The organism is Janthinobacterium sp. EB271-G4-7A (assembly GCF_020858075.1).
GTDB classification, from domain to species: domain Bacteria; phylum Pseudomonadota; class Gammaproteobacteria; order Burkholderiales; family Burkholderiaceae_D; genus Janthinobacterium; species Janthinobacterium lividum.
The window spans coordinates 1,560,845-1,579,588 of the sequence record NZ_JACYMI010000001.1; the positions used below are offsets into that span (position 1 = coordinate 1,560,845).

19 protein-coding genes and 1 tRNA gene are annotated in these 18,744 nt (G+C 61.5%); 18 read left to right on the forward strand and 2 right to left on the reverse strand.

The window, feature by feature from the left end; translation table 11 throughout:
- Positions 1-116: 116 nt before the first annotated feature.
- A complete protein-coding gene (pssA, locus tag IGS58_RS07090) occupies positions 117-968 on the forward strand; it encodes a CDP-diacylglycerol--serine O-phosphatidyltransferase (RefSeq protein ID WP_070255639.1) in 852 nt (283 codons plus the stop codon).
- A gap of 48 nt (positions 969-1,016) precedes the next feature.
- Positions 1,017-2,561 carry a 2-isopropylmalate synthase gene (locus tag IGS58_RS07095; RefSeq protein ID WP_230520951.1) on the forward strand — a complete coding sequence of 515 codons (1,545 nt, stop codon included), beginning with the start codon at positions 1,017-1,019 and terminating at the stop codon, positions 2,559-2,561.
- A gap of 27 nt (positions 2,562-2,588) precedes the next feature.
- On the opposite strand, the gene IGS58_RS07100 is transcribed toward IGS58_RS07095, so the two are convergent.
- Both IGS58_RS07100 and bamE read right to left on the reverse strand, forming a co-directional pair.
- Positions 2,589-4,634: an Ig-like domain-containing protein gene (locus tag IGS58_RS07100; RefSeq protein ID WP_230520952.1), complete on the reverse strand. Its 2,046-nt coding sequence runs from the start codon at positions 4,632-4,634 to the stop codon at positions 2,589-2,591.
- 136 nt (positions 4,635-4,770) lie between these two features.
- The gene (gene bamE / locus IGS58_RS07105; protein WP_230520953.1) at positions 4,771-5,268 is read right to left on the reverse strand and encodes an outer membrane protein assembly factor BamE domain-containing protein; all 498 of its coding nucleotides are present in this window, start codon (positions 5,266-5,268) and stop codon (positions 4,771-4,773) included.
- Positions 5,269-5,453: 185 nt separating this feature from the next.
- Between bamE and rpsO the strand changes: the two genes are divergently transcribed.
- From rpsO to IGS58_RS07185, 16 genes are all read left to right on the forward strand, one after another.
- Positions 5,454-5,723 carry a 30S ribosomal protein S15 gene (gene rpsO, locus IGS58_RS07110; protein WP_010399743.1) on the forward strand — a complete coding sequence of 90 codons (270 nt, stop codon included), beginning with the start codon at positions 5,454-5,456 and terminating at the stop codon, positions 5,721-5,723.
- Between the two features lie 232 nt (positions 5,724-5,955).
- Entirely contained in the window at positions 5,956-8,073 is a 2,118-nt protein-coding gene (gene pnp, locus IGS58_RS07115) for a polyribonucleotide nucleotidyltransferase (protein ID WP_010399742.1), read from the forward strand.
- A 227-nt stretch (positions 8,074-8,300) separates the two neighbouring features.
- Entirely contained in the window at positions 8,301-8,996 is a 696-nt protein-coding gene (locus tag IGS58_RS07120) for a hypothetical protein (RefSeq protein WP_230520954.1), read from the forward strand.
- Positions 8,997-9,005: 9 nt separating this feature from the next.
- Positions 9,006-9,302 carry a hypothetical protein gene (locus tag IGS58_RS07125; protein ID WP_230520955.1) on the forward strand — a complete coding sequence of 99 codons (297 nt, stop codon included), beginning with the start codon at positions 9,006-9,008 and terminating at the stop codon, positions 9,300-9,302.
- Positions 9,303-9,423: 121 nt separating this feature from the next.
- Positions 9,424-11,367 (forward strand): methyl-accepting chemotaxis protein, encoded by a 1,944-nt coding sequence (locus IGS58_RS07130; RefSeq protein ID WP_230520956.1) that lies wholly within the window; start codon positions 9,424-9,426, stop codon positions 11,365-11,367.
- A 153-nt stretch (positions 11,368-11,520) separates the two neighbouring features.
- On the forward strand, positions 11,521-11,730 hold the full coding sequence (locus tag IGS58_RS07135) for a hypothetical protein (protein WP_034779538.1): 210 nt from the start codon (positions 11,521-11,523) through the stop codon (positions 11,728-11,730).
- Between the two features lie 109 nt (positions 11,731-11,839).
- Positions 11,840-12,601, forward strand: coding sequence for a GIN domain-containing protein (locus tag IGS58_RS07140; protein WP_034779536.1), 762 nt, complete (start codon positions 11,840-11,842; stop codon positions 12,599-12,601).
- 63 nt (positions 12,602-12,664) lie between these two features.
- Positions 12,665-13,273, forward strand: coding sequence for a tetratricopeptide repeat protein (locus tag IGS58_RS07145; protein ID WP_070255624.1), 609 nt, complete (start codon positions 12,665-12,667; stop codon positions 13,271-13,273).
- A 71-nt stretch (positions 13,274-13,344) separates the two neighbouring features.
- Positions 13,345-14,325, forward strand: coding sequence for an NAD(P)H-quinone oxidoreductase (locus tag IGS58_RS07150; protein WP_230520957.1), 981 nt, complete (start codon positions 13,345-13,347; stop codon positions 14,323-14,325).
- Positions 14,326-14,397: 72 nt separating this feature from the next.
- Complete coding sequence (tpiA, locus tag IGS58_RS07155) at positions 14,398-15,147, forward strand: triose-phosphate isomerase (protein WP_230520958.1); 750 nt, start codon at positions 14,398-14,400, stop codon at positions 15,145-15,147.
- Between the two features lie 28 nt (positions 15,148-15,175).
- Positions 15,176-15,586, forward strand: a complete 411-nt coding sequence (gene secG / locus IGS58_RS07160; RefSeq protein ID WP_070255615.1) for a preprotein translocase subunit SecG — start codon at positions 15,176-15,178, stop codon at positions 15,584-15,586.
- A gap of 191 nt (positions 15,587-15,777) precedes the next feature.
- Positions 15,778-15,862, forward strand: a tRNA-Leu gene (locus IGS58_RS07165).
- A 177-nt stretch (positions 15,863-16,039) separates the two neighbouring features.
- On the forward strand, positions 16,040-16,399 hold the full coding sequence (locus IGS58_RS07170; RefSeq protein WP_010399734.1) for an NADH-quinone oxidoreductase subunit A: 360 nt from the start codon (positions 16,040-16,042) through the stop codon (positions 16,397-16,399).
- Positions 16,400-16,402: 3 nt separating this feature from the next.
- A complete protein-coding gene (locus IGS58_RS07175; RefSeq protein WP_010399733.1) occupies positions 16,403-16,879 on the forward strand; it encodes a NuoB/complex I 20 kDa subunit family protein in 477 nt (158 codons plus the stop codon).
- A gap of 17 nt (positions 16,880-16,896) precedes the next feature.
- Positions 16,897-17,490 carry an NADH-quinone oxidoreductase subunit C gene (locus IGS58_RS07180; protein ID WP_034779526.1) on the forward strand — a complete coding sequence of 198 codons (594 nt, stop codon included), beginning with the start codon at positions 16,897-16,899 and terminating at the stop codon, positions 17,488-17,490.
- A complete protein-coding gene (locus IGS58_RS07185; RefSeq protein WP_034749992.1) occupies positions 17,490-18,743 on the forward strand; it encodes an NADH-quinone oxidoreductase subunit D in 1,254 nt (417 codons plus the stop codon). The genes IGS58_RS07180 and IGS58_RS07185 overlap by 1 nt, the downstream gene beginning before the upstream one ends.
- Position 18,744: the final 1 nt, after the last annotated feature.

Genomic DNA, 18,744 nt, shown 5'->3' on the forward strand with positions numbered 1-18,744 from the left:
CGCTTTTCTTTGGCGGTGGCTCCTCTATAATGGCAACATCGGCAGGCGCATGCCGCAAGACGAATGCGCCTGCCATCTGGCACCGAATCCCCGCAGTACACAAGATATGGAACAACATGGCAAACTTCCCCCGTCGTAGAGGCAAGAACGGCACCCCCGCAGTATCCAAAGCGTCCCGCTTCAGCAAATTCGTGCGCCAACCGGTGAGCGATGGCACTGGCAAGAAAACCTTGCGCCGCCGCGGCATCTATCTGTTGCCGAATGCCTTCACGACGGCAGCCCTGTTTTGCGGCTTCTACGCCATCGTCATGGCCATGAACCAGAAATTCGAACACGCAGCCTGGGCCATCTTCATCGCCATGATCCTCGACGGCCTCGACGGCCGCATCGCCCGCCTGACGAATACGCAGAGCGAATTCGGCGCCCAGTACGACAGCCTGTCCGACATGGTGTCGTTCGGCGCCGCGCCGGCGCTGGTGATCTATGAATGGTCGCTGCGCGGCATGGGCAAGCTGGGCTGGCTGGCCGCCTTCGTGTATTGCGCCGGCGCCGCCTTGCGCCTGGCACGCTTCAACACGAATATCGCCGTGGTCGACAAGCGCTTCTTCCAGGGCTTGCCCAGCCCGGCGGCGGCGGCCATGGTGGCCGGTTTCATCCTGCTGATGAACGACCTGGAATTTGCCGGCAACCAGCTGGCCTGGGTCTCGTGGACGATCGCCTTGTTCTCCGGCCTGACCATGGTCACCAACGTGCCGTTCTACAGTTTCAAGGATGTGAATTTCCGCAAGTCCGTGCCCTTTATCGTGGTATTCCTGCTGGCATTGTTTTTTGCGCTCATTTCCATTGATCCGCCGAAAGTGCTGTTCCCGATCTTCGTCGCCTATGGCCTGTCCGGCTACGCCGTGTTTTTCTGGCGCATGGCGAAGGGCAAGCCCGTCAGCATCATCCAGACCGACCCCGAGCATTGATGCGCTGAGTCGGTAGCGTCGCCAGTCTTCAGCCAGCCAGGAGCAGCCATGAACACCAGCAACCGACTCATCATTTTTGACACCACCTTGCGCGACGGCGAGCAATCGCCGGGCGCCTCCATGACGCGCGAGGAAAAGCTGCGCATCGCCAAGCAGCTCGAACGCATGAAGGTCGACGTGATCGAAGCGGGCTTCGCCGCTGCCTCGCAGGGCGATTTCGAGTCGATACGGGCAATTGCCGGCGCCGTGCGCGAGTCCACCATCTGTTCGCTGTCGCGCGCCAACGACCGCGACATCGCCCGCGCCGCCGAAGCCCTGCAGCCGGCCGAGCGCAAGCGCATCCACACTTTTATCGCCACGTCGCCCCTGCACATGCAGATGAAGCTGCGCATGACGCCCGAGGAAGTCTTGCTGCAGGCACAGAACGCCGTGCGCTTTGCCCGCCAGTTCACGGACGACATCGAATTCAGCCCCGAAGACGGCAGCCGCTCCGACGAGGATTTCCTGTGCCGCGTGCTGGAGGGCGTGATCGCCGAGGGCGCCACCACCATCAATTTCCCCGACACGGTCGGTTACGCCGTGCCGGAGATCTTCGGCAATACCATCAAGCGCTTGCGCGAACGCATCCCGAACTCCGATAAAGCCATCTGGTCTGTCCATTGTCATAACGACCTGGGCCTGGCTGTGGCCAATTCGCTGGCCGGCGTCATGATCGGCGGCGCGCGGCAGATCGAGTGTACCGTCAATGGCCTTGGCGAGCGGGCCGGCAACACGGCGCTGGAAGAAGTGGTGATGGCGCTGCGCACGCGCGCCGCCTATTACAACTTGACGGTGGGCATCGATACGACGCAAATCGTGGCGGCATCCAAGATGGTGTCGCAAATCACGGGCTTTGCCGTGCAGCCGAACAAGGCGGTCGTCGGCGCGAACGCCTTTGCGCACGCGTCCGGCATCCACCAGGATGGCATCTTGAAGGCGCGCGAGACGTATGAAATCATGCGCGCCGAAGACGTGGGCTGGACGGCCAACAAGATCGTCCTCGGCAAGCTGTCGGGCCGCAACGCCTTCAAGCAGCGGCTGCACGAGCTGGGCATCGCGCTGGAATCGGAAGCGGACATCAACGCCGCCTTCATCCGCTTCAAGGAGCTGGCGGACCGGAAATCCGAGATTTTCGACGAAGACATCATGGCCCTCGTCAGCGAAGAACAGCAGGCGCAGGAGAGTGAGCACTACCGTTTCATTTCACTGACGCAGCAGTCGACGACGGGCGCCGTGCCGCATGCGCGCGTGGAATTCCTCGTCGGCGGCAAGCAACTGAGTTGCGAAGGGCGGGGCGACGGCCCCGTCGACGCCACCGTCAACGCCATCGAAAGCGCGGCGGCCAGCGGCGCGGAGCTGGTCTTGTTTTCAGTCAATGCCATCAGCACGGGCACGCAGTCGCAGGGCGAAGTCACCATGCGCCTGTCGCGCGACGGGCGCATCGTCAACGGCGTGGGCGCCGACCCGGACATCATCGTGGCCTCGGCCAAGGCGTATCTGTCGGCGTTAAATAAACTGCATGCCAAGGATGAACGTATCGACCCGCAGCCTTGAAAACGCTAGTCCGCGACCGGTGGGCTCTTAACGCAAGGGCAAGTCGCTGCCGTACCGGATCGACATTTGCGTGCGAGTGCCGGCGCACATGTCGTCGATATCGAGCGCGACCCGCGATGGCTGGCCGGTGGCGTCACGCGCAAATTCGAGCACAGTGAAGCTGCCTGCAGCAGACGTGCATTGCGGTAAATTGTAGCGTCCGAGCAAACCGCCCTCGACGCCGTCAGTGTTGCCCGGCCCATAGGAAAAGGTGGTCCCGGCCTGCCAGGCCTGGTTGGCCGGCAAGCCTGTCAGGAAGCGCAGATGGCTCCGGGTGGACATGATATCGAGCACGTTCTTGTCCAAAAAGTAGCGCACATAGCTGGCTTCCGCAGTGGCGGCGTTGCTGTCGATCACCGGGGCGCCCGTACCGATCCGATAGCTGAAGACCAGCGCCTGTGTGGTATCGGTCAGTACATCAATGTTGATGCGCTGCTTGTCGGATTCGCCTATGGCGTTGCTTGCTTCCAATTCAATGACGGCCACGCCCTTGGCTGGCGTCGGGCTCGATAGCGTGACGCGTTGTGCATTCGGCTGATCCATGACGAGCGCGGGGCCGGAAAGCTGCCGCCAGCGCGTGCCGCTGGCCGGCGCACCATGGGCCGACGAGCCGCCGGCATCAAGTGTCAGCGTGGCGCCGGCGCCCAGCATCAAGGCCGGCGTTCCATTGGTGCCGATGACTGCGCTGATGCTTTGTGTCACATTCACGATGCCGGCCGGCGCACTCAGGGCATTGCCGGCCATATCGCGTATGGGATCGCTTTGCAGGTTATCGAATGTCAGTTGATAAGTGGCACCGGCCCGCAGTTGTGTGGCCGGCTGGACTGTCAGTATGGCGCCATTGGTGCTGATGGTTGCCGGAATATCCACCGGATCGTTGCCCTGCTGCCGGAATAGCGCGTTGTGCAGCCGTGGCGTGTCCAGCGTGCGCGTATATACCCAGGTCAGTGTGCCGGCCGGAGCCAGTTTGGCCGTGTCCGGCGCGATCAGCAGCTGGAAGCCGCTGGGCAGGTCGGACTTTGTGTCGTAGCGGTCCAGGCTGGCATTTTGTGGCCGCCAGGCGCCACTACTCCATAAAAAGCCTGTGCCTTGGGCCGGGGCGGTAGCCAGTACGGTGTCGCCGAGCAAGATGTTGAGCTGGTCCGGCGCCGGGCGTGGATTGACGCGCAGGCTGGCCTTGCTATTGTTCGCACCGGTCAGCAGCAGTTCCCCGGCGTCGGGATAGGTGTCGAACCAGGCGCGCCATGGCGTTGCCGTGCTGACCTCAAGGCTGCCGCCGAGCAAATCGCTGGCCAGGTGGTAGCGCATGCTGGTGGTGGCGCGTGCCGTATCGATGCGCAACTCGTGCTGTAACTCCAGCGCGGTAATGGTTTCCTTTTTAGTCTGGTTGGCGTCGGAATACACCATGATGAATGGTTGCGTGTCGGAATGAATGCGCAGCATCCGCGAGAGTGGCCCGATGCTATGGTCAAAGCGCAGGCTGCCCGCCAGATCTTCGCGCGGCGTGCTGGTGTGGTCGCCAAAGCCGGGAGCAAAGCTGATCGTTCCCGCCAGATGCTGGTCGTTGACTGGCGCCGCAAACGTGACATTCGTGGTGCCGTCGACAACGCCTTCCAGTTCCTTTGAATGGCAAGCGACATATGTCACGCTGAGCTTGTCGCCCGCGTCGACCTTGCCGTTGGCGTTGGCGTCGCTAAACGTGGCGCTTTGCGTGCCGCCACCGCGGCAGGGCTTCGTTTGCGTGGTACTCGTGCTGAACTGGCCAGCCCAGTCGACGACCATTTGTGCTGCGCCCAGTGCCACGGCGCCATTACCGAAGGCCAGAACGGGGGCCGCCGAGGCATTGCCTGCCGTGAGTAGCAGAGGCGTATCGCTGCTGCTGGCGGGTGGCGTCACCGGTGGCGTGACGGGCGGCGATACGCCGCCACCGCCCCCACCACCACCGCCGCAGGCGGACAGCAGAAGGGCGAGTGCGAGGAACAGGGGAGGGGCGAAACGATGATATGGACGGCTGACTTCCTGCTGATGCGGCATCTGGTTCCTTGCAGTCGATTGAATGTGTGGCCAACACGGCACGGGCCATTTTATCCGCAGGACTTTACACAATGTTTACAGGTGAAAAGTCACACATTGTCACGGCACACAGGAGCACGGCTGCCTGCCATGCCCGCTACCAGAAAAAACGCCGCTCTTCCTTGGCCGGATCGGGCCCGTTCATCATCATGCGCACGATGCCGTCGTGGTCGAAGTGCACGTGCATCATGGAATCCCAGACGCCCGATTCCTTGTAGCGGTAGGACCAGACGTGCAGTTTCGGCAGCGACAGGTACGATGTTTCCGTCGGGCGGCCCAGGGTGTGCAGCACGTCTTGCTGGGTCGACACGCCCACCTTGATGCGGGCAAAGCCCGGCGTGTCGAGCACTTGCTCGTAGGAAATTAGCTTGTCATCGGGGCCGAAGCGGGCCATGTACGTGTACTGGCCGTACGGTCCCGTCGCGTATTCCAGTTCAAGCCCGGTGGGCAATTGATAGATATTCGTCGGCCGGCCCAGGCGCGCTTCCACGGCAGCGCGCGGCTCGCCCGGCTGGGGCGGCGGGGCGTTCCAGCTGGCGCAGCCGGCCAGCACGGCAAACAGCAGCGGTGTTGCTGATTTGAGCAGTTTTTTCATGTTTGACCTCCTGAAATGCAGGAAAATCCTATCATGCACCGAGAAAAGGCCGCACGGCAGGATACAGACGGGCTTTTTTCCGATATACTTGCGCGTCTGGTTGGCAGCATAGGCCAGTATTTTAATAATCGTAGTTCACGGTGGATAGGGTTCAGACTCTGTGCACCGCATGTGAAAGGTTTATCATGACAGTAGAAAACATCAACAAAGCCGCTATCATCGCGGACAACGCACGTGGTCAAAACGACACCGGCTCCCCTGAAGTGCAAGTTGCACTGCTGACAGCTCGCATCAACGAACTGAACGGCCACTTCAAAGCCCACTCGAAAGATCACCACTCCCGCCGCGGCCTGATCATGATGGTCAACCGTCGTAAGAGCCTGTTGTCCTACCTGAAGGCTAAAGACGCTACCCGTTATCGCGACCTGATCGCTAAACTTGGTCTGCGCAAGTAATTTTTGCCGTACAAGGTTTATACAGAAATGCCTGCGCCAGTTCGCTGACGCGGGCATTTTGTCATTTGAATTCCGGATTTATATCGAGAAGTACAGTATTCTCTCCCGATATCATGTTTTAAAAGTAAAGTAGTAAAGGTGGCAACAAGTAAAGGCAGCATTTTTACGCCGCCTGTGGTGAGGTGAACGACAGCCCCTGAAAATCTGTCGGCAATTAGAAAAGGGATACCCCATGTTTAACAAAGTTACGAAAACCTTCCAGTACGGTCAACACCAAGTGACCCTGGAAACCGGCGAAATCGCGCGTCAGGCATCCGGCGCAGTGCTGGTGTCGATCGAAGATACCGTCGTTCTGGCAACGGTGGTGGCACGCAAAGATGCCAAGCCAGGCCAGGATTTCTTCCCTTTGACGGTTGATTATGTCGAAAAAACCTATGCTGCCGGTAAAATTCCGGGCGGTTTTTTCAAGCGCGAAGGCCGTCCTTCCGAAAAAGAAACACTGACATCCCGTTTGATCGACCGTCCTATCCGTCCGCTGTTCCCGGAAGGCTACCTGAATGAAGTGCAAGTCATCATTCACGTGTTGTCGGTCAACCCTGAAATCGATCCGGACATCGCCGCCATGATCGGCGCATCGGCCGCCCTGTGCGTATCGGGCGTGCCTTTCAACGGTCCTATCGGCGCAGCGCGCGTCGGTTACGCCAATGGCCAGTACATCCTGAACCCGACCGTCCAGCAGCTGAAAACGTCGGAAATGGACCTGGTTGTCGCCGGCACCGAAACGGCCGTGCTGATGGTCGAGTCGGAAGCGAAACAGCTGTCCGAAGAAATCATGCTGGGCGCCGTGGTCTTCGGCCACGACCAGATGAAAGTCGTCATCGACGCGATTCACGACCTGGTGCGTGACGGCGGCAAGCCGGAAGTGGAATGGGCGCCTGCGCCGAAAAACGAAGCACTGATCGCCCGCGTCGCGCATTTCGCCAACGCCAAGATCAATGACGCGTATCAAACCAAGGACAAGCAAGAGCGTACGGCCAAGCTGAAAGCGGCGACGTCGGAAGTGATCGCCGACCTGTCGGCCGAAGCGGCTGCCGCCGGCGGCGCGTCCATCGACAGCGCTGAAGTCAACAACATCCTGTTCGACATCGAAGCGAAAATCGTGCGTACGCAGATCCTGGACGGCGAGCCACGCATCGACGGCCGCGACACGCGCACCGTGCGTCCGATCTCGATCCGCACCAGCGTGCTGCCACGCACCCACGGTTCGGCCCTGTTCACGCGCGGCGAAACGCAAGCGCTGGTCGTGGCGACGCTGGGCACCGCCCGCGACAGCCAGAAGATCGATGCGCTGATGGGCGAGTTCACGGATTCGTTCATGCTGCATTACAACATGCCTCCGTTCGCCACCGGCGAAACGGGCCGTGTCGGTACGCCAAAACGCCGCGAAATCGGCCACGGCCGCCTGGCCAAGCGCGCGCTGATCGCCGCCCTGCCAGCAGCTGAAGAGTTCAGCTACTCGGTGCGCCTGGTATCGGAAATCACGGAATCGAACGGTTCCTCGTCGATGGCATCGGTGTGCGGCGGTTGCCTGGCACTGATGGACGCCGGCGTGCCGATGAAAGAACACGTGGCCGGTATCGCCATGGGCCTGATCAAGGAAGGCGGCAAGTTTGCCGTGCTGTCCGACATCCTGGGCGACGAAGATCACCTGGGCGACATGGACTTCAAGGTAGCCGGTACCCGCAACGGTATCACGGCGCTGCAGATGGACATCAAGATCATGGGCATCACCAAGGAAATCATGCAAGTGGCACTGGCGCAAGCCAAGGAAGGCCGCGAGCACATCCTGGGCGAAATGCAAAAAGCCATGCCGCACGTCAAAACCGAACTGTCCGATTTCGCACCGCGTCTGATCACGATCAAGATCAACCCGGAAAAAATCCGTGACGTGATCGGCAAGGGCGGCGCCGTGATCCGCGCGCTGACCGAAGAAACGGGCACCCAGATCGACATCAGCGACGAAGGCGTGGTCACCATCGCTTCCGTCGACGCTGCTGCCGGCCAGGAAGCCAAGCGCCGCATCGAAGAACTGACCGCTTCCGTCGAAGTGGGCAAGACCTACGAAGGCACCGTGCTGAAACTGCTGGACTTCGGCGCCATCGTGCAAGTCATGCCAGGCAAGGACGGCTTGCTGCACATCTCGCAGATCGCCAACGAGCGCGTCAACGCCGTGGCCGACTACCTGAAAGAAGGCCAGCTGGTCCGCGTCAAGGTTCTGGAAACGGATGACCGCGGCCGCCTGAAACTGTCGATGAAAGCTGCCGAAGGCAACGAAGCGCCAGCCGCTTGATGTCCTTCAGGTACGCCTGAGTGCGGCTTCGGCCGCATGCTTAAAAACCGCCGGCGCGCAAGCCCTGGCGGTTTTTTTTATGCGCTGCGTTTGCGCTGTATCGAAGGCGTGTGCCGCCTTGCCCGCCTGTCTGCACCGGCCTTGATCCAGCGCGTATCGGCCGCTGCCGCGCCTTGTAGATTCGGGGTGGGATCTTCCCCTGAACGAGTCTTCCAAGGAGATGCAGCATGCGCACATTCTGCGGTCTGGCCGCCGCCTTTCTGCTTGCCGTCGCGCCCGGTGTCCGGGCGCAGCTGGACAATGCACCCACGCCGGTGCCGTTGCCCATCCCCATCGCCGCCGCGTCCGCGGCCATGCCGGCGCAAGACCTCGACGCCTTGCGCGCCGTGCATGCGCGCGAAATCAATGACCTCAGCACCTTCAAGACGGCGGGCTTGCAGCGCGAAGCGATCGATCCCTACCTGGACAGCGCACCGGGCCGGCAATTCCTGAGCGAACTGCGCGCCGCCGATCCCGCCGCCCCGGCCGACACCATCTATGCGCGGGCCGTAGAACAGCTTGCTTCCGGCAGTACCTTGCCCGACTTGCAAGCCATGTCGGCCGCATTGGTAAAAATCGTGCCGCATGGCCAGAATGTGTCGCCGTACTCGCCGTATTTCACTACCAGCGCGCAATTGCAGCTGGCATCCAGCCGTTGCACTAGCCTGGCCGACTGTTTCGGCTTGCCCTTGAAGAGCGAGGCGCCGCTGTATGATGTGTATCAGATCATGCCCAAGGGCACTGTCAACGTGTTCGTCAGCCAGGTGGCGCCGACGCAAGAGCTGGGTGGGCTGGTGCGGCGCAAGGGTGGGGCACAGCAGTATCTATTGCCCAACCGCAGCCTGTGGTCGGCCCCCGTGCTGATCGGCACGATCAAGAACTGAGGAGAGATGATGGATCAACAGCGTTTGCAAGCCCTTGCCGCCGAACTGGAACAGTTGCTGGCCCGCCTGGCGCCCGCCGATGGGGAGGTGGCCGATCTGCGCAGCGCGCTGGAACCGCTGCTGGCCCTGGCGGGCAGCGGGGCCTTGAGCGCGCCGCTGCCGTGGGGCGACATCCCCGGCGGGCGTTATTTTACGGAAGGCGGCTTGCGCCAGTACCCTGAACTGGAGCAGGCATTTGCCCGTTTCCGCATCGAAGCGACGGGTGGTGAATCGCCAGCCCTGCGCAAGCTGCGGGGCGAGCTGTAATTAATATATGGTATCAATTGTTGTTTATGGGTAATTGACTGTCAGTATTGCTTGACGACAAAATCTTATTCATCGACCATGGCGCATCCCTCCCGATTTTCTCTTTTTTATTGGATGCACCATGTTGTCCTCCCTTAAGGCGCGGCTGATCGCCATCGCCGTTTCCATCGTCGTGCTGGCCATGCTGGCCGTTGCCATCGCCAATTTCTTCACTACGCGTTCCAGCACCCTGGCCGCGCTCGACACGCAGATGCTGCAGTTGTCGCACAGCCATGCCGCGGCCATCGCCGAATGGCTGCGCTCCAAGCAAGCCGTGGTGGGCTCGCTCAAGCAGGGCGCCACGGCAGCCGATCCGCTGCCGGCCCTGAAGGCGGCCGAGCAGGCGGGCACCTTCGACATGGCGTATATCGGCTTTGCCGACAAGCACGCCGTCTTTTCGCAAGAGCGCAAGCGCGCCGCAGACTATGATCCTACGGCGCGGCCCTGGTACAAGCTGGCGTCCGAAGCGGGCGGCCCCGTCATCACGGCGCCGTATATCGGCGCCAGCACGGGCAAGCTGGTGGTGACGTTTGCCGAGCCGCTGGGCGGCAAGGGCAGCGTGACGGGCGTGCTGGCGGCCGACGTGATGATGGATGCCGTGGTGCAAAACGTCGCATCGATCAAGCCGACGGGGTCCAGCTATGCCTTCCTCGTCGATGGCGGCGGCAAGATCATCGCCCACCCGGACGGCAAGCTGACCTTGAAGCCCCTGGCCGAACTCGATCCGGGCCTGAGCGCGCAGGCGCTGGCCGATATTGAAAAGAGCGGCGATGGCGCCGCCATCCGCCTGGGCGAGCGTGATGGCATCTTGCATGTAAGTAAGGTGCCGGGCAGCGACTGGCTGCTGGCCACCGTGCTCGACCGCGCAGAAGCGACGCAGGCATTGACCTCCATGCTGCGCGCCTCGGCCTTGACGGCCTTGCTGGTGCTGGCCCTGGCCGCCACGGTATTGAGCGCGCTGGTGGCGCGCGCCTTGCGCCGCCTGGGCCTGGTGCGCGATGCGATGGAAGCGATCGCCACGGGCGACGGCGACCTAACCAGCCGCCTCGACGCGGAAGGCTCGGACGAGCTGGCGCAGATCGCCAAGGCGTTTAACTTGTTTGTCGAAAAGATCGCCACCGTGCTGGTGCAGATCCGCAGCATCAGCACCCTGGTGCGCAGCGAGTCGGCCGATATTGCCGCCGGCAATGCCGACCTGTCCTCGCGCACGGAAGCGCAGGCGGGCGCGCTGGAAGAAACGGCCAGTTCGATGGATGAGCTGACCTCGACCGTCAAGCAGAATGCGGAAAACGCGCATGCGGCCAATGAGCTGGCCGTATCCGCCTCGGAAGTGGCGGCCAAGGGCGGCCGCGTGGTGCAGCAAGTGGTCGGCACCATGGCCGGCATCCAGGAAAGCTCGCGCAAGATCGTCGACATCATCGGCGTGATCGACGGCATCGCCTTCCAGACGAATATCCTGGCCCTGAATGCGGCCGTCGAGGCGGCGCGCGCCGGCGAGCAGGGCAGGGGCTTTGCCGTGGTGGCGTCCGAAGTGCGCAACCTGGCGCAACGCTCCGCTGGCGCGGCCAAGGAAATCAAGGAATTGATCGGTGACTCGGTGGAAAAAGTCGATGCGGGCGGTCGCCTCGTCGATGAAGCGGGCCAGACCATGGATCAGGTGGTGGCGTCGGTGCAGCAATTGACCACCATCATGAGCGAGATCACGGTGGCCAGCCGCGAACAGAGCGCCGGCATCGGCGAAATCAATACGGCCGTCACGCACATGGATACCATGACGCAGCAAAACGCGGCCCTTGTCGAGCAGGCGGCCGCCGCCGCGGAAAGCCTGCAGGAGCAGGCCGTGGACCTGGCGCAAGCCGTCGGCATGTTCCGCCTGGGCGATACGCCTGCTGCGGCACCGGCGCCCGTGACGCGCCTCAAGGCCAAGCCTGTTGCCCCTGCACCGCGCGCGCCAGCCCGCGCGCTGTCGCCGATCAAGCCCGTCAAGGCGGCCAAGGCGGGCGCCGACGAGTGGGAAGAGTTCTAAGGCGAACTCTGCTGGATGTGACGTTCATCCGCGTTTTTGTCAGGCCAGCCTGCCAAAAGCGCAGTTCGTCGCAATCGGCGTGTCTGCCGGGGGCGGTATGGCTATAGTGACACCATACCGCAAGCCCACCGCCAGACACCCGAGGAGAACAACATGAACGTCGCTAAAAACATGGAAGTCATTGCCGTTGCCGCCGCCATCCTGGTCAGCGCCAGCTGCTACGCCATCGCCCCGGCCGCCCCGGCCCTGCAAGTGGCCAGCTCCACCGCCACCCTGGCTGCGCCAGCGGGCAAGGCTGCCATGCACGTGGTGGTCGTCAAGGCCAAGCGCCTGAACGCCGCCGAAAAAGCCCGTTTCGCATAATTGATTGTCAGCAATTTTTGCTGCTGCTACAGTGGCAGCCAGTGGCAATGCGCGGGAGCTCCACGAGGGCGCCGCGGCACATAAAAACAAGATACCGAGGATGCATTACATGAAAAAGACACTGCAACTGGCGCTGCTGTTCCTGGCGACTTTGGGCCTGGTGCGCGGCGCGGCCGCCGAGACCCGCTTGCTGGAAATGCGCAACGTCGACGCCCGCGTGGTGCGCGTCAAGCTCGATGGCGTGATGGAAGTGCGCATTCGCCAGGGCAACGTGCCTTCGCTGAGCATCACGGCCGACAAGCGCTATATCGCCGATGTCAGCACGGCGCAAAGCGGCGATACCCTGCACATCGAAACGGAAGTGCGCGGCTTCAAGATCGGCCCTTCGTCGATCCGCGCCGACCTGGTCTTGCCGAATTTGCGCGAACTGAGCTCGGAAGGTTTTGGCAGCACGGACATCACGGGTTTCAAGGGCGAGGAACTGACCCTGTCGCTGGAAGGGGCGGGCAGCATCAAGCTGGTGGGCGATTACCGCAAGCTCAACGCCAGCCTGGGCGGCGTGGGCAGCATGCAGATATGGATAGGTAACAATGAGCGGGCCGAGCTGGACTTGCAGGGCGCCGGCTCGGTGGTGCTGGGCGGACGCGGGCGGCTCCTGAAAGCCAGCCTGGGTGGCCTGGGCAGCCTGAATGCGCAGCAGTTTGAAGCGGACGCCGTTAACCTGGAATTGAGCGGCCTCGGCAACGCCACGGTGAATGCCCATACGAATGCCAAGCTGAACTTGAGCGGGCTCGGTTCGGTGGTGGTGTACGGCAAGCCGGTCAACCGCGATGTCAGCGTCGAGGGCCTGGGCAAAGTTAGCTGGAAGTAAAAGCATCCTGCCGCAGGCCTTTTGGCAGGACAAGAATAAGTAGTCAGACCACATCCCATTCCGATGAAAAAACTGATCATTACATTACTCATGCTGTTGACGATACAGCTACCCGCGCGGGCTGGCTTCGCCGAAGGCGCCAGCGCCTACAACAACAAGAATTACGCGCTCGCCTACAAGGAAATATTGCCACTGGCCAAGACCGGCAGTGCCGATGCCCAGCATTTGCTGGGCTTGATGTATTACATGGGACGGGGCTTGCCGCAGGATTACAAGCAAGCCATGTTCTGGCACCGCAAGGCGGCCGAGCAGGGCAAGGCCGACGCCCAGTATGTGGTGGGCGCCATGTATTACACGGGCAACGCCGTGCTGCAAGACCATAAGCAGGCCGTCGGCTGGTTCCGCAAGGCGGCCGAGCAGAACCATGCCGAGGCACAGCAGGTGCTGGGCCTGATGTACCGCTACCACATGGGCGGCGTGCAGCAGGATAATGTCATCGCCTACATGCTGTGGAACCTGGCGGCCGCGAATGGCAACGCGAATGCGGCCGACCAGCGCGCCGCCGTGGTGCGCAAGATGACGCATGAGCAAGTCGAGGAAGGGCAAGCCCTGTCGGCAAAATGGAAGCCCGGTACGCCATTGCCGCGGCAGTCGAAGACGGGCGGCGCCTAAGGGGAAGCGGTGCCCTGCAAGGGCTGGCGGCTTGGCGTACAATCGCCGTTTTCCCTTGAAAGAGTCCCGCCATGCGTGCAGTTGCCATCAGCCAGCCAGGTCCCGCCGACGTTTTGCAGATCGCCGAACGTCCCATGCCGCAATATAAGGCGGGCGAACTGCTGATCAAGGTGCATGCGGCCGGCATCAACCGCCCCGACGTGCTGCAGCGCCTGGGCAAATACGCGCCGCCAGCCGGCGCGTCGGACTTGCCGGGCCTGGAAGTGGCGGGCGAGGTCGTCGATGGTGATTTCACCAGCACCGCATTCAAGAAAGGCGACCTGGTCTGCGCACTGGTGCAGGGCGGCGGCTATGCCGAATACTGTGCCGCGCCCGCCGGCCAGTGCCTGCCCTTGCCGAAAGGCTTGACGGCGCTGGAAGGCGCGTCCCTGCCCGAGAATTTCTTTACCGTCTGGAGCAATGTCTTCGACCGCTGCGCGCTGGCCGATGGCGAAACGTTATTGGTGCAGGGCGGCACGTCCGGCATCGGCGTGACGGCCATCCAGCTGGCTGCCGCGCTCGGTCACCGCGTGTTTGCCACGGCGGGCAGCGACGAGAAGGCGCGCGCCTGCGAGGCCTTGGGTGCCGAACGGGGCATCAATTACCGCACGGAAGATTTCGTTGCCGTCGTCAAGGAATTGACCGATGGCAAGGGCGTCGACGTCATCCTCGACATGGTGGGCGGCGACTACCTGCCGCGCGAAATCGACTGCCTGGCCGACGATGGCCGCATCGGCCTGATCGCCGTGCAGGGCGGCACCAGGGCGGAACTGGACCTGGGTAGCTTGCTGCGCCGTCGCCTGACGGTGACGGGTTCCACCCTGCGTCCCCGTTCGGTCGCCTTCAAGGCGGCCATCGCCAACCACCTGCGCGCGACCGTCTGGCCGCTGATCGAAGCGGGCAAGATCAAGCCCGTGATTTATAAAACTTTCCCGTTGGAAAAAGCCAACGAGGCGCATGCCTTGATGGAAGCGAGCACGCACGTGGGCAAGATCATGTTGCAAGTTGCCTGAAACGGGGCACTGCCTGTTTGACCGGCATCGGTGCCGGAGTTAGAATGACGGGTTATTAGAATTTAGGCTACTATGCGTCGCAAACTCGTCGTCGGAAATTGGAAAATGAACGGCAGTCGCACCTCGAACGCGGTGTTATTGTCTGAAATAGTTGCTGGCCTGGCTGCCTCTGGCGCCGCCAGCGCCGTCTGTGTGCCTGCGCCGTATCTGGCGCAGTGCCAGGCGCAATTGGCAGGCACGGCGCTCGGCTGGGGCGCGCAGGATGTGTCCGCGCATGCCAGCGGCGCCTACACGGGGGAAATCTCGACCGCCATGCTGCAGGATTTTGGCTGCGGCTACGTGGTGATCGGGCATTCCGAGCGCCGCGCCTACCATGGCGAGAGCGATGCGCAGGTGGCGGCCAAGACGGTTGCCGCGCTGGCGGCAGGCATCACGCCTATCGTCTGCATCGGCGAAACCCTGGCGCAGCGCGAAGCGGGCCAGACCAATGCCGTGGTGGCGCAGCAGCTGGGCGCCGTGCTGGCGGCGATTTCCGCCGACGACGTGGCGAAACTGGTGCTGGCCTATGAGCCAGTCTGGGCCATCGGCACGGGCAAGACCGCCACGCCGCAAATGGCGCAGGACGTGCATCAGGTATTGCGCGCCCAGCTGGTGGCAAAGAATGCGGTAGCGGCCGCCGGCGTGCAAATCCTGTACGGCGGCAGCATGAAGCCGGAGAACGCAAAAGAATTGATGGCGATGCCGGATATCGATGGCGGTCTGATCGGTGGAGCAGCATTGAAGGCGGCGGATTTCCTGGCAATTATTCACGCCGCTGATTGAATTAATTTAAACTAAGAATGGAATTGCAATGAACATGATGTTCAATCTGGTAGTGGTAGTACAGGTTATTTCGGCATTGTCGATTATCGCGCTGGTGTTGCTGCAGCACGGCAAGGGCGCCGACATGGGCGCCGCCTTCGGTTCGGGCGCCTCGGGCAGCCTGTTCGGTGCGACGGGTTCGTCGAACTTCATGTCGAAATCGACGGGCGTTGCCGCCGCGATCTTCTTCGGCGCCACCCTGGCCCTGTCGCTGATGGCCAATCAGCGCGCCACCACGGTGGGCGGCGGCGTGATGGATAAAGTCGTCAAGCCAGTGCCGGTCACCGGCGCGGGCGCGATCCCGACGACGGTGCCAGCAGCCCCTGCGGCACCAGCGGCCAGCGCTCCAGCGGCGGCGGCACCGGTTGCCAGCACCCCGGCCGGCGCGATTCCGAAGTAATTCTGTATTAACTCGATACCTCATCGAGAGTAATTCTCATTACGGGCAGATTATTGCTCAATGTTTTAGCAGTGCGGCAGGAAAAAATCGTGACGCGCTGGAAGATGTAAAAATTTATCGTTTTTATCTGTGTTTTGATGCATTTGTGCATTAACTTTAGCGGCAAAGCAGAGTAGAATACGGGCCTTACCGCCGACGTGGTGAAATTGGTAGACACGCTATCTTGAGGGGGTAGTGGCGAAAGCTGTACGAGTTCGAGTCTCGTCGTCGGCACCAGAAATCAGAAGCCAGCAACGGCGCACGAGCCATGGCTCGTACAAAGTTGCTGGCTTTTTTTACGAGGATGTGTCGTTCGATCCTGGTCTTAGCTTTGATTGGGGTCGTGCGTTAGATACGCTGCAAATGATCGCAGCGTCCTCATTTAACCGATCGTTCAATATAAGCTCATCAATCGTGAACCTCGAAAATTACTTCCCCGTCCTGCTGTTCATTATTATCGGCCTTGGTGTCGGTATCGCTCCCCAGCTCCTGGGGCGCCTGTTAGGTCCTAACAAGCCTGACGCAGCAAAACTCTCCCCGTACGAATGTGGCTTTGAAGCATTCGAAGACGCGCGCATGAAATTTGATGTGCGCTACTATCTGGTCGCAATCCTGTTTATTTTGTTCGATCTGGAAACGGCATTCTTTTTCCCATGGGGCGTTGCAATGCGCGACCTGGGTTGGGCCGGTTTCGTCACGATGATGGTGTTCATCGCTGAATTCGTGGTCGGATTTTGGTACATTTGGAAGAAAGGTGCCCTTGACTGGGAATAAGCCATGGCTATTGAAGGCGTATTAAGCGAAGGTTTCATCACCACCTCGGCCGACAAGCTGATCAACTGGGCGCGCACCGGGTCTATGTTCCCGATGACGTTCGGTCTGGCCTGCTGTGCGGTCGAAATGATGCATGTGGGCGCAGCCCGCTACGATATGGACCGTTTCGGCGTCGTGTTTCGTCCGTCGCCGCGTCAGTCCGACGTCATGATCGTTGCCGGCACCCTGTGCAACAAGATGGCGCCGGCCCTGCGCAAGGTCTACGACCAGATGGCAGAGCCACGCTGGGTCATCTCGATGGGTTCCTGCGCCAATGGCGGCGGGTACTACCATTACTCCTATTCCGTGGTGCGCGGTTGCGACCGCATCGTGCCCGTCGACGTGTATGTGCCTGGCTGTCCTCCGACCGCTGAAGCCTTGCTGTACGGCATCATGCAGTTGCAGAACAAGATCAAGCGTACCAGCACGATCGCACGCTAACGGGGCCGCTTCAGATTATGACAACACATTTAGAAGTATTGCAAAACGCCCTCGGCACTGCCCTGGGCGATCGCGTTAGCACGACGGTTGCGCTGGGCGAAGTCACCCTGGTCGTCAAGGCCGAGGACTACCTGGCCGTGATGCAGACCTTGCGCGACGATCCGACCCTGCATTTCGAGCAGCTGCTCGACCTGTGCGGCGTCGATTACTCGACCTATGGCGACGGTAGCTGGGATGGCCTGCGTTTCGCGGCCGTGTCGCACTTGCTGTCGGTCAAGCACAACTGGCGCGTGCGCGTGCGCGTGTTCGCACCGGACGACGACATGCCGCTGCTGCCTTCCGTGGTGGGCATCTGGCGTGCCGTCAACTGGTACGAGCGCGAAGCATTCGACTTGCTGGGCATCCTCTTCGAAGGCCACAACGACTTGCGCCGCCTGCTGACCGACTACGGTTTCATCGGCCATCCGTTCCGCAAGGATTTCCCCGTCTCCGGCTATGTCGAGATGCGTTACGATCCGGAACAAAAGCGCGTGATTTACCAGCCCGTGACGATCGAGCCGCGGGAAAACGTGCCGCGCGTGATCCGCGAAGAACATTACGGGATGAAATAATGGCTGAGATTAAGAACTACACCCTGAACTTTGGGCCGCAGCATCCGGCCGCGCACGGTGTGCTGCGCCTGGTGCTGGAGATGGACGGCGAAGTCATCCAGCGCGCCGACCCGCATATCGGCCTGCTGCACCGCGCCACCGAAAAGCTGGCCGAACAGAAGACCTACCTGCAATCCGTGCCGTACATGGACCGTCTCGACTATGTGTCGATGATGTGCAATGAACATGCGTACGTGATGGCCATCGAAAAGATGCTGGGCCTGGAAGTGCCGCTGCGCGCGCAATACATCCGCGTCATGTTCGACGAGATGACGCGCATCCTGAATCACCTGATGTGGCTCGGCACCCACGCGCTGGACGTTGGCGCCATGGGCCCGTTCCTGTATTGCTTCCGCGACCGCGAAGACTTGTTCGACGCCTACGAGGCAGTGTCGGGCGCGCGCATGCACGCGGCCTACTACCGCCCGGGCGGCGTGTACCGCGACTTGCCGGACGCGATGCCGCAGCACAAGGCATCGATCATCCGCAACGCCAAGGCCATCGGCAAGCTGAACGAAAACCGCCAGGGTTCCCTGCTGGACTTCATCGAAGACTTCGCGCGCCGTTTCCCGAACTCCGTGGACGAGTACGAAACCCTGCTGACCGACAACCGTATCTGGAAACAGCGTACCGTCGGCATCGGCGTGGTCTCGCCGGAAGATGCGCTGGCCATGGGCTTTACGGGCGCCATGCTGCGCGGCTCGGGCGTGCAGTGGGACTTGCGCAAGAAACAGCCGTACGAAGTGTACGACTTGATGGACTTCGACATTCCTATCGGCACCAATGGCGATTGCTACGACCGCTACCTGGTCCGCGTGGAAGAGCTGCGCCAGTCGAACCGCATCATCAAGCAATGCGTGGAGTGGCTGCGCAACAATGAAGGTCCTGTCATGACCAGCAACCGCAAGGTGGCGCCTCCGGGCCGCGTCGACATGAAGACCAACATGGAATCGCTGATTCACCACTTCAAGCTGTTTACGGAAGGTTTCCACGTGCCGCCAGGCGAGGCCTACAGTGCCGTGGAACATCCGAAGGGCGAGTTCGGCGTGTACCTGGTGTCCGATGGCGCCAACAAGCCGTACCGCATGAAACTGCGCGCGCCAGACTACGCCCACTTGCAGTCGCTCGACGAGATGGCGCGTGGGCACATGCTTGCCGACGCCGTGACCATCATCGGGACGCAAGATATCGTGTTCGGCAGTATTGACCGCTAAG